We start from the raw sequence: 9,900 nt of genomic DNA, 5'->3' as shown, positions 1-9,900 counted from the left end.
AAGCACGATCGATCGTCGGGGCGCGCCCCATCGGCGCACCGCCACGGCTGCGATAATCCCCGTGCCAGATCTGATCGCGGCCGTGGCGGTCCGCCGATGCGGCCGCTCCTACAGGCTATCTGGCTGCTGTAGGAGCGGCCGCGATACGCCCTACCCGCCCATCGCCGTGCGAATATCCGCCGCCAGCTCCAGTACCCGAGCTTCCTCGGTGTCCCAGGAGCACATGAAACGCGCCCCGCCGCTGCCGATGAAGGTGTAGAAGCGCCAGCCGCGGTTGCGCAGGAATTCCAGCGCCGGTTCCGAGAGCTGCAGGAATACCGAGTTGGCTTCCACCGGGAACATGAAGTCCACGCCGGGCACCCCGCGCACCCGCTCGGCGAGCAGCTGGGCCATGGCGTTGGCATGGCGGGCGTGGCGCAACCAGGTGTCGTTCTCCAGCACGCCGAGCCAGGGCGCGGAGAGGAATCTCATCTTGGACGCCAGCTGGCCAGCCTGCTTGCAGCGGTATTCGAAGTCCTCGGCCAGGTCGCGATTGAAGAAGAGGATGGCCTCCCCCACCGCCATGCCGCTCTTGGTGCCGCCAAAGCAGAGCACATCGACGCCGGCCTTCCAGGTCACTTCGGCCGGGGTGCAGCCCAGGCCGGCCACGGCGTTGGAAAAGCGCGAGCCGTCCATGTGCAGGTGCAGGCCGAGGTCGCGGCAGGTGGCGCTGATGGCCTGCAGTTCGTTGAGGCCATAGAGGGTGCCCACCTCGGTGGCCTGGGTGACGGTCACCGCGCGCGGCTTGGGAAAGTGGATGTCGGCGCGCTTGGTGGCGATCTGCTGGATAGCGCCCGGGGTCAGCTTGCCCTGATGGGCCGGCGCCAGCAGCAGCTTGGAGCCGTTGGAAAAGAACTCCGGCGCGCCGCATTCGTCGGTCTCGACGTGGGCGGTGTCGGAGCAGATCACGCTGTGGTAGCTCTGGCACAGCGCCGCCAGGGCCAGGGAGTTGGCCGCGGTGCCGTTGAAGGCGAAGAACACCTCGCAGTCGGTCTCGAACAACTGGCGAAAGCGATCGGCGGCGCGCGCCGTCCAGGTGTCGTTGCCATAGGCGGTCTCGTGGCCGACGTTGGCCGCGGCCATGGCGGCCCAGGCTTCCGGGCAGATGCCGGAATAGTTGTCACTGGCGAATTGCTGGGCGTTGCTGCTCATCGGGCAGTCCTCGCGACGGGTTCGGTACGGGCCAGCAGCCAGTCGCGCGCGGCGCCCTCGACCAGCGGCAGCACGCGGCGGCGGACCTCGGCGTGATAGCCATCCAGCCAGTCCAGCTCGTCGCTGCGCAGCAGCGCCAGATCCAGGCAGCGGGTGTCCAGCGGACAGAGGGTCAGGGTCTCGAAGGCCAGGAAATCGCCGAATTCGGTGGTTTCCGCGCGGGTGCACAGCAGCAGGTTTTCCAGCCGCACGCCCCACTGGCCAGGGCGATAGATGCCCGGTTCGTTGGAGGTGATCATGCCCTCGCGCAGGACATGGTGCGGGGTCACGGTGGCATAGAAGGAAATCGACTGCGGTCCCTCGTGCACGTTGAGGAAATAACCCACGCCGTGACCGGTGCCGTGGCCGTAGTCGATGCCGGCGGCCCAGATCGGCTCGCGCGCCAGGGCATCGAGCATGGGCGCGGCGACGCCGGCCGGGAAGCGCGCTCGCGACAGTGCCAGCATGCCCTTGAGCACCAGGGTGAAGTCGCGGCGCTGGGCGGCGCTGGGGGTGCCGATGGGCACCACCCGGGTGATGTCGGTGGTGCCACCCAGATACTGGCCGCCGCTGTCGATCAGCAGCAGGCCGTCGCCCTGGAGTTCGGCATGGGCCTCCTCGGTGGCGCGGTAATGCGGCAGGGCGCCGCCGGCATTGAAGCCGGCGATGGTGGCGAAGCTCAGGGAGACGAAATTCGGCCGGGCGGCGCGGGCTTCGCTCAGCCAATCGTCCACGGTCAGCTCGGTGAGGCGCTCGCCGCGGGCCAGGGCCGCCTCAAAGCGGGCGAAGAAGACGCACAGCGCCGCGCCATCCTCTTCCATGGCGGTCCGCACCTGGGCCACTTCCGCGGCGGTCTTGCAGGCCTTGAGCAGGGTCGAGGGATTGATCTGCTCGCGCCGCTCGACGCCCTGGGGCGTGGCCTCGGCCAGCCCCAGGGTGACCCGCGCCGGGTCCACCAGCAGGCGACTACCAGCCGGCAGGCTGGCCAGTTCGGTGGCGGCCTGGTGGTAGTCGGCCAGGGTCACGCCGTCCGCTTCCAGGGCCGCACGGAGCTCGGCCGGGACCTTGGCCGGATCGATGAACAGCTGGCAGCTGTCCTGACCCAGCAGCAGATGGGCGAGGAATACCGGGTTGTAGGGCACATCCGCGCCGCGCAGGTTGAGCAGCCAAGCGATGTCGTCCAGCGAGGAGATGAAATGCCAGGCGGTGTCGGCCTCGGCCATTGCCTGGCGCACCTGGGCGAGCTTGGCGCTGCGCGGCTGGGGCGCATGGGGCGCCGCATGGGCGTAGACCGGCGCGGCCGGCAGCGCGGGGCGCCCGGTCCAGATCGTCGCCAGCGGATCGAGGTCGGTCCGCAGCTGGATACCCTTGGGTTCCAGTGCCCGGCGCAGGGCCGCCGCGGCGCCGAGCGACAGCACCTGGCCGTCCACCAGTACCGTACCGCCCGCGGGCACCTGCTCGGCCAGCCACTGCAGATGGGCCTGGGGCTGGCTGGCGACCTGCTTCATCAAGTCGATGCCACTGCCCGCCAACTCCTGGGTGGCCTGCTCCCAGTAGCGGCTGTCGGTCCAGACGCCAGCGCCCTGGCGCGTCACCAGCAACAGCCCGGCGGAGCCGGTGAAACCGGACAGCCAGGCACGGCCCTGCCAGTGTTCCGGCAGGTATTCGGACAGATGGGGATCGGCGCTGGGGATCAGGCAGGCATCGGCGCCCTGCTCGGCCAGGAAGGCCCGCAGGTCGGCAAGTCGTTGAGCGGAAATGGCGGTCATGAGCACCTCGACAAGGTCAGGGGCTCAGTGTGCCGCAGATATAAAAAAGCCGCACCCGAAGGGTGCGGCGGAGAAAGACCAAAGGAGCAAAGAGGGGTGGTCTTTCGAAAGCGGAGCGGCTCAGCGACGCGCGTCGGCGGCGGGAGCGGCTTGATCACTGTAATGCTGCATGGCGGCATGATTCTGATCGACCAGCTTGTATCTCAGGCTGGGATTGTCGTCGGCAGCGGCGAACTGGGCGGCGGTCAGGGTGGCAAGGGTCAGCACGAGGGCGGACAGAGAACGTTTCATGGCGAACTCCTAAAAGGTCATGTTCATCGGGGTACGGGACCATTCTAGGTAAAGAACGCAGCCTAATAAATAGCATGCTAACTAAATCACTGTTACAAAACCCGCAACAAGCTCGGCCCTAGTCCTTGGCCCAGTAGCGCTGGTCTTCCAGCACCCGGTTCTCCAGCTGAAGGCGCTCGGGCAATTCCTCCTTGAGGAAATCGATCCAGGTCTTGATCTTGGCGTCGAGAAAGCGCCGCGAGGGATAGAGCGCATGGATGTTGCGTTCGCGCAGGCGGAAGTTGGGCAGCAGCCGTACCAGACTGCCATCGCGCAGGTAGTTGACCGCGATATAGCTGGGCAGCAGGCAGATGCCCATGCCCTGGCGGGCCACGCTGGCCAGGGCCTCGGCGACGTTGACCTGGAAGACATAGCGCGGCGCGACCTGCTGCTCGCCGTCTTCGCCGGCGAAGACCCAGCGTTCGGAGAAGTTCGGATCCATCAGGCGCAGGCAGTCGTGCTCGGCAAGCTCGGCGGGCACCTTGGGTGCCGGACGCTGCGCCAGGTAGCTGGGCGACGCGCAGACCACGCTGTAGACACCGCCGAGACGCTGGGCGACGAAATCCGAATCGGCCAGTTCGGTATCCAGGGTGATGGCGATGTCATGCCCATCCTCCAGCAGCGCCGGATGGTTCTGCGAGAGCGTCATGACGATCTCGACATGGGGATAGCGCGCGCAGAAGCGTGACACCAGGGGCGCCAGCAACTGGGTGCCCAGGCCGGTCATGGAATGCAGGCGCAGATGCCCATGGGGCTTGAGATGGGCACCGCTGGCTTCGGCTTCGGCCTCGCCGACATCCTGCAGGATGCGTCGGCAGCGTTCGAGGTAGCGCTCGCCCGCCTCGGTCAGCGCCAGGCGCCGGGTGGTGCGGTGCAGCAGGCGGGTCTGCAGGTGGCTTTCCAGTTCCGCCAGCAGGCGCGACACCTGGGCGGTAGACAGGGCGAGGGTGTGGGCGGCAGCCGTGAGACTGCCCAGATCCACCACCCGGACGAAGATGCGCATGCCTTGGAAGATATCCATTATTGCCTTTTTCGCAATGGAGTTTCGTCAAGCCGTCACTTTATTGAAAAAGTAGCACGCACGATAGTGGTGCGGTGAGCTGCTGTGGATTCGACATTCGACCGCGCGAATCCTTCCCTCCGGCAGTGGCTCCTTGGATAGCTCCTTGCGGCCTTCTGGCAGATATCTCCTCTGGAGACCTCCGCCAGAGGGCCGTTTTTTTTGCCCGACCGTTTCACTCATCGCTCCTCACGCTGCGGCTCGCGAATGCGATAGCTGGCGACGTACAGCGCCGGCAGGAACAGCAGGGTCAACAGGGTCGCCGCGACGATGCCGCCGATCATGGCGTAGGCCATGGGCCCCCAGAACACCTCGCGAGCGATGGGAATCATGCCCAGGCTGGCCGCGGCGGCGGTCAGCAGGATCGGGCGGCGGCGGTGTCGGGTGGCTTCCACCACGGCGTCCCAGGGCGAGCGACCGTCACGCTCGAAGGCGTCGATCTGGGTCACCAGGATCACCGAGTTGCGGATGATGATGCCGATCAGCGCCAGCACCCCGAGGATGGCGACGAAACCCAGTGGCTGGCCAAAGGGGATCAAGCCCAGCACTACGCCGATCAGCCCGAGGGGCGCCACGCTCGCCACCAGGAACAGCTTGCGGATGCTGTGCAGCTGGATCATCAGGAAGGTGGCCATAAGGAACAGCATCAGCGGCACCACTTCGGCGATCGGGCCCTGGGCCTTGCTGCTCTCCTCCACCGTGCCGCCCACCGCCACCTGATAGCGCGGCGGCAGCTTGGCGATGAAGGCATCCACCTCCGGCTGCAGCTGCTTGACCAGGTCCGGCGCCTGGATCTCGCTGAGGATCGAGGCCTTGAGCGTGATGGTGGGCAGCCGATCGCGGCGCCACACCAGCGGCTGCTCCAGGGCATAGTCGATACGGGCGAAGGCCTTGAGCGGCACCGCGACGCCCTGGGGCGTCATGATCTGCAGATTCTCCAGGGTCTCCACCGAGCGCCGCTCGGCCTCGCTGGCCCGCGCCACCACGTTGACCAGGTAGATGTCGTCGCGTACCTGGGTCACCGGGGTACCGGTCACCACGCCATTGAGGATCTGCGCCACGTCCTGGGACGAGAAGCCCAGCTGCCGCGCCTTGTCCTGGTTGACCTCGACCTTGAGCATCCGCGCCGGCTCGTTCCAGTCGTAGAGGAAGTCCCCCAGCTGGGGACTCTTGCCCAGCACGCTGGCCAGCGCCAGGGCCTGGCGGCGTACCTCGGCGACGTCCGGACCACTGATGCGGTACTGGATCGGCCGGCCCACTGGCGGACCCATCTCCAGCGGCTGGACGTAACCGGACAGGCCGACGAAGTCCTGGCGCAGCCGCTGCTTGAGCTTGGGCAGCAGGCGATTGCGCGCCTCCAGGTCCTTGGCCACCAGGATCACCTGGCCATAGAAGGGATTCTCCAGCTGCTGGTCCAGCGGCAGATAGAAGCGCACCGCGCCCTGGCCGACATAGGAACTCCAGTGGGCCACGTCCGGATCATCGGCCAGGGTCTTCTCGAATCTGTCCATCTGCGCGCGGGTGGCGTCGAGGGAGGCGTTCTGCGGCAGATTGAAGTCGATCAGCAGCTCGGGTCGATCCGAGGACGGGAAGAACTGGTTCTGCACGAACTTCATCGAGAACAGCGCCGCGGCGAACAGCAGTACCGTGAGGAGGATGGTCAGCCAGCGGTGGCGCATGGCGCCCAGCAGCAGGCCGTCGGACCAGCGTGCCAAGCGGCCGGGCTGGTCGTGGTCCTTCTGCTTCACCTTTTTCGGCAGGATGTGCACGCCGATCACCGGCGAAAAGAACACCGCGACGATCCAGGACAGGAGCAGCGCCACGGCGATCACCGCGAACAGGGTGAAGGTGTACTGGCCGGCGCTGCTGGAATTGAGCCCGATGGGCACGAAGCCGGCCACCGTCACCAGGGTGCCGGTGAGCATGGGAAAGGCGGTCGATTCGTAGGCGAAGGTCGCCGAGCGGTGCAGCGACTCGCCCTCCTCGCGCTTGGTCACCATCATCTCCACGGTGATCATGGCGTCGTCCACCAACAGGCCAAGGGCGATGATCAGGGCGCCCAGGGAGATCCGCTGCATGGTGATGCCGCTGTACTCCATGAAGACGAACACCAGCGCCAGGGTCAGGGGGATCGACAGCGCCACCACCAGGCCGGCGCGCACGCCGAGACTGATGAAGCTCACCACCAGCACGATGATGACCGCCTCGAACAGCGCCCGGGTAAAGCCGCCGACGGCCTTTTCCACCACCTGCGCCTGGTTGGAGACCACATGCACGCCGATGCCCACCGGCAGGTCGGCCGTCAGCTCCTGCATCTTCCCGGTAAGCGCCTTGCCAAAGGTCTGGATATTGCCGCCGCTGCTCATGGCGATGGCCAGGCCGATGGCCGGCTGGCCGTTGTAGCGAAACAGCGAACTGGGCGGATCGGCGTAGCCGCTGCGGATGTCGGCCAGGTCGGTGAGGCGATAGAAGCGATCGTCGATGCGCAGATTGACCGCCGCCAGATCGGCGGTGGAGCGGAATTCGCCGCTGGTGCGCACGCTGATGCGCTCGGCGCCGGATTCGATGGTTCCCGAGGGGGTCACCGCATTCTGCTGTTGCAGACTCTGCATCACCTGGCGCTGGTCGATGCCCAGGGCCGCCAGCTTGCGGGTGGAGAAGTCCAGGTAGATGACCTCGTTCTCCGCGCCGATCAGCTGCACCTTGCCGATGCCCGGCACGCTGCGGATCTCGCGGCGCACCTGCTCCACCTGGTCGCGCAGCTGGCGCATGCTGAAGCCGTCACCGGTGAAGGCATAGATGCTGCCGAAGACATCGCCGAATTCGTCGTTGAAGGCCGGTCCCTGGATGCCCTGGGGGAATTCGCCCTGGATGTCCGAGACCTTCTTGCGCACCTGGTACCAGATATCGGGAATCGCCTTGGCCGGCGTGGTGTCACGCAGATAGACGAACACCGTGGACTGCCCCGGCCGGGTGAAGCTCTTGGTGTAGTCGAGGGAATCCAGCTCTTCGAGCTTCTTTTCCACCCGCTCGGTGACCTGGCGCAGGGTCTCCTCGGTGGTCGCCCCCGGCCAGCGGGTCTGGATGACCATGGTCTTGATGGCAAAGGACGGGTCTTCCTCCCGGCCCAGCTTCATGTAGGAGAAGACGCCCATCAGCAGGGCGACGAACATCAGGTACCAGACGAAGGATTGGTGGCGCAGCGCCCAGTCCGACAGGTTGAAGCCTTTCATGGCCGAGCGCCCTCCTGATCCTTCACCCGCTGTCCCTCCTCGAGACTGTTCACCCCTGCCGTCACCACCCGCTCACCCGCCTTAAGGCCCTTGCCGATCCACGCCAGACCAGCGGCCTCGCGCAGCACCTCGACCGGACGCTGGCGCACCTGCGCCTGCTCGCCCTGGCCTGCCACCACCCAGACCAGAGTCTGGCCATTCTGGCGCCGCAGCGCCTGGACCGGCAGCGGCAGGCCCGTCGCCGGCGGCGACTCCAGCTCGCCCTGCACCAGGCTGCCGATGCGCAGCGCGGCCGGCGGCTCGTCCAGGGTCAGGCGTACCCGTCGGGTGCGGGTGCTGGCATTGGCCTGGGGCTCGATCTCGCGTACCCGGCCCTGCACCGCCACCTCGGGATCCAGGGCCATGCGCACGGTCAGGACGCGCCCCGGGGTGAGCTGGCCGATGGCCTGGGCCGGCAGATCCAGGACCGCCTCGCGGACGTCCGGGCGGGCGACCCGCACCACCGGCTGACCGGCGGACACCACCTGGCCGACCTCGGCCTGCCAGGCGGTGATCACCCCGTCGAAATCACTCTGGAGTTCGGCATAGTTGCGCTGGTCGCGGGCCTGGCGTTCGGCGCTCTGGGCCTGCTCGCGGGAAGCTTCCAGGGTGTGCAGCCGGGTCAGCGCCTGGTCCAGCTGGGAGCGCGAGCCGACCCCCTGGTCGAACAGCTGCTGCTGGCGCCGCGCATCGTTGCGCGCATCGCGCCACTGGGCGTCGGCATCGGCGGTCTGGCCCTGGCGACTGCGCAGGGCATTGTCCTGATCGGTGGGATCCAGCGCCGCCAGCAATTGCCCGCGACGCACCAGCTGACCCACGTCCAGCAGCCGCCGGGTCATGCGGCCGCCGACGCGAAAACCCAGCACGCTCTCGTAGCGCGCCTGGATGCTGCCGGCGAAGACCTCGCGCCCGGGCGGCGGGGCACTGAGGGTCAGGGTCGCCACCGGCCGGATCGGCGGCGGCGGCGCCTTGTCGTCGGAACAGCCGGCGAGGGCCAGCAGCAGGCAGAGCGGCAACAGGGACTTCATGGCCGCACCTCGTTGAAGGCGGAGCGCTCGGCGAGCTCGACCTTCTGCCCGGGACTGAGCGCCTGGCCACCGGCGACCACGATGCGGTCACCGGCCTTGAGCCCATCGCTGACGATGATGCTGTCACGGGTGTAGCGCTCGATGCGCAGCGGCTGCAGGCTGACTCGGCCATCGTCATTGAGGCGCCAGGCGGCGGGTTGATCGGTGGTGCCATTCAGCGCCGTCCAGGGCAGGGCGAACCCCTGCTCGGCCACGCCCTCCAGCTGGGCGTTGACCACCGCGCCCAGGGTCATGGCCGCTGGCGGTCGATCGAGTTGCACCTTGATGCGCACCGTGCCGCTGCTGGCCACCGTCGGCGCGATCTCGCGCAGGGTGCCCTGGGTCGCGATCGCCGGTTGCGCCTGCAGGGTGATGGGCAGGGTCTGGCCGATCTTGAGTTCGCGGGCCAGGGATTCGTAGAGCTCGAAGACGGCGTCGAGGTCGCCACTCACCGCCAGGTCGAAGATCGCCGCCCCGGCCTGAACCACCTGCCCGGCCTCGGCGTGGCGAGCGGTCAGCACTCCGGCGGCACTGGCGCGCAGCTCGGTATAGCCGAGCTGCTTGCGCGCATCGTCGCGCTGGGCCATGGCGGTCTGCAGGGCGCTGCGCGCACCGTCGAGGGTGGCCTGGGCCTGGTCGTACTGGCTGCGACTGGTGTAGCCCTTGGGCAGCAGCGCGGCCTGGCGCTCGAAATCGACGCGGGCCAGGCGCGTGCGGGCTTCCTGGGCCTCCACCTGGGCCTGGGCGGCGGCCAGGTTGTTGCGCAGATCCTGGGGGTCCAGCCGGGCCAGCACCTGGCCCTCGCGCACGCGATCACCGACGTCCGCCAGCCGTTCGCTGATCTTGCCACCCACCCGAAAACCGAGCGGCGCCTGGACGCGTGCCTGGATATCTCCGGTGAAGGGGATGCGCTGGCTGTCCTGTATCGGACTCAGCTGCGCCACCACCACCCGTGCCCGTTCCTCGGTGGGAGGTTGCTCCTGGGAGCAGCCCGGTAACAGCGTTACCAGGGTCAGAGCAGCCGTTACCTGGCAGAGGCGAGCAAGGCGGAGAGCCCTCATGATTGTCCTTGTTGGTGGAAGAGGCGCGATCTGCGAACTGACCACGCGCGCCGCAGGGGGTTCGTCTGACGAATTGTCGGGTGCCTGAGGCCACTTGGGAAGCGCTATACC

7 protein-coding genes are annotated in these 9,900 nt (G+C 67.5%); all 7 read right to left on the bottom strand.

Annotated elements, in window-relative coordinates:
* Positions 1 to 150 precede the first annotated feature (150 nt).
* The gene (locus QMX82_RS19940) at positions 151 to 1,191 is read right to left on the bottom strand and encodes a threonine aldolase family protein (protein WP_208693197.1); all 1,041 of its coding nucleotides are present in this window, start codon (positions 1,189 to 1,191) and stop codon (positions 151 to 153) included.
* On the bottom strand, positions 1,188 to 2,999 hold the full coding sequence (locus tag QMX82_RS19935) for an aminopeptidase P family protein (protein ID WP_282286828.1): 1,812 nt from the start codon (positions 2,997 to 2,999) through the stop codon (positions 1,188 to 1,190). The genes QMX82_RS19940 and QMX82_RS19935 overlap by 4 nt, the downstream gene beginning before the upstream one ends.
* 120 nt (positions 3,000 to 3,119) lie before the next feature.
* Complete coding sequence (locus QMX82_RS19930) at positions 3,120 to 3,290, bottom strand: hypothetical protein (RefSeq protein WP_166655881.1); 171 nt, start codon at positions 3,288 to 3,290, stop codon at positions 3,120 to 3,122.
* A 118-nt stretch (positions 3,291 to 3,408) separates the two neighbouring features.
* The gene (locus tag QMX82_RS19925) at positions 3,409 to 4,350 is read right to left on the bottom strand and encodes a LysR family transcriptional regulator (RefSeq protein WP_282286826.1); all 942 of its coding nucleotides are present in this window, start codon (positions 4,348 to 4,350) and stop codon (positions 3,409 to 3,411) included.
* Between the two features lie 218 nt (positions 4,351 to 4,568).
* Positions 4,569 to 7,622 carry an efflux RND transporter permease subunit gene (locus tag QMX82_RS19920; RefSeq protein WP_282286824.1) on the bottom strand — a complete coding sequence of 1,018 codons (3,054 nt, stop codon included), beginning with the start codon at positions 7,620 to 7,622 and terminating at the stop codon, positions 4,569 to 4,571.
* On the bottom strand, positions 7,619 to 8,689 hold the full coding sequence (locus QMX82_RS19915; RefSeq protein ID WP_282286823.1) for an efflux RND transporter periplasmic adaptor subunit: 1,071 nt from the start codon (positions 8,687 to 8,689) through the stop codon (positions 7,619 to 7,621). The genes QMX82_RS19920 and QMX82_RS19915 overlap by 4 nt, the downstream gene beginning before the upstream one ends.
* Positions 8,686 to 9,789, bottom strand: a complete 1,104-nt coding sequence (locus tag QMX82_RS19910) for an efflux RND transporter periplasmic adaptor subunit (protein ID WP_282286821.1) — start codon at positions 9,787 to 9,789, stop codon at positions 8,686 to 8,688. The genes QMX82_RS19915 and QMX82_RS19910 overlap by 4 nt, the downstream gene beginning before the upstream one ends.
* Between the last annotated feature and the right edge of the window lie 111 nt (positions 9,790 to 9,900).

Source organism: Pseudomonas sp. PS02302, from assembly GCF_029959585.1.
In the GTDB taxonomy this organism is placed as follows: domain Bacteria; phylum Pseudomonadota; class Gammaproteobacteria; order Pseudomonadales; family Pseudomonadaceae; genus Chryseomonas; species Chryseomonas aestiva.
The sequence above is the reverse complement of the archived record's forward strand: the minus strand, read 5'-3'. Positions and strand labels throughout refer to the sequence as shown.

Bases quoted from the DNA above. Each gene is read 5' to 3' on its own strand.
- QMX82_RS19935 (WP_282286828.1), bottom strand. From the start codon at position 2,999: ATGACCGCCATTTCCGCTCAACGACTTGCCGACCTGCGGGCCTTCCTG.
- QMX82_RS19940 (WP_208693197.1), bottom strand. From the start codon at position 1,191: ATGAGCAGCAACGCCCAGCAATTCGCCAGTGACAACTATTCCGGCATC.
- QMX82_RS19915 (WP_282286823.1), bottom strand. From the start codon at position 8,689: ATGAAGTCCCTGTTGCCGCTCTGCCTGCTGCTGGCCCTCGCCGGCTGT.
- QMX82_RS19920 (WP_282286824.1), bottom strand. From the start codon at position 7,622: ATGAAAGGCTTCAACCTGTCGGACTGGGCGCTGCGCCACCAATCCTTC.
- QMX82_RS19925 (WP_282286826.1), bottom strand. From the start codon at position 4,350: ATGGATATCTTCCAAGGCATGCGCATCTTCGTCCGGGTGGTGGATCTG.
- QMX82_RS19930 (WP_166655881.1), bottom strand. From the start codon at position 3,290: ATGAAACGTTCTCTGTCCGCCCTCGTGCTGACCCTTGCCACCCTGACC.
- QMX82_RS19910 (WP_282286821.1), bottom strand. From the start codon at position 9,789: ATGAGGGCTCTCCGCCTTGCTCGCCTCTGCCAGGTAACGGCTGCTCTG.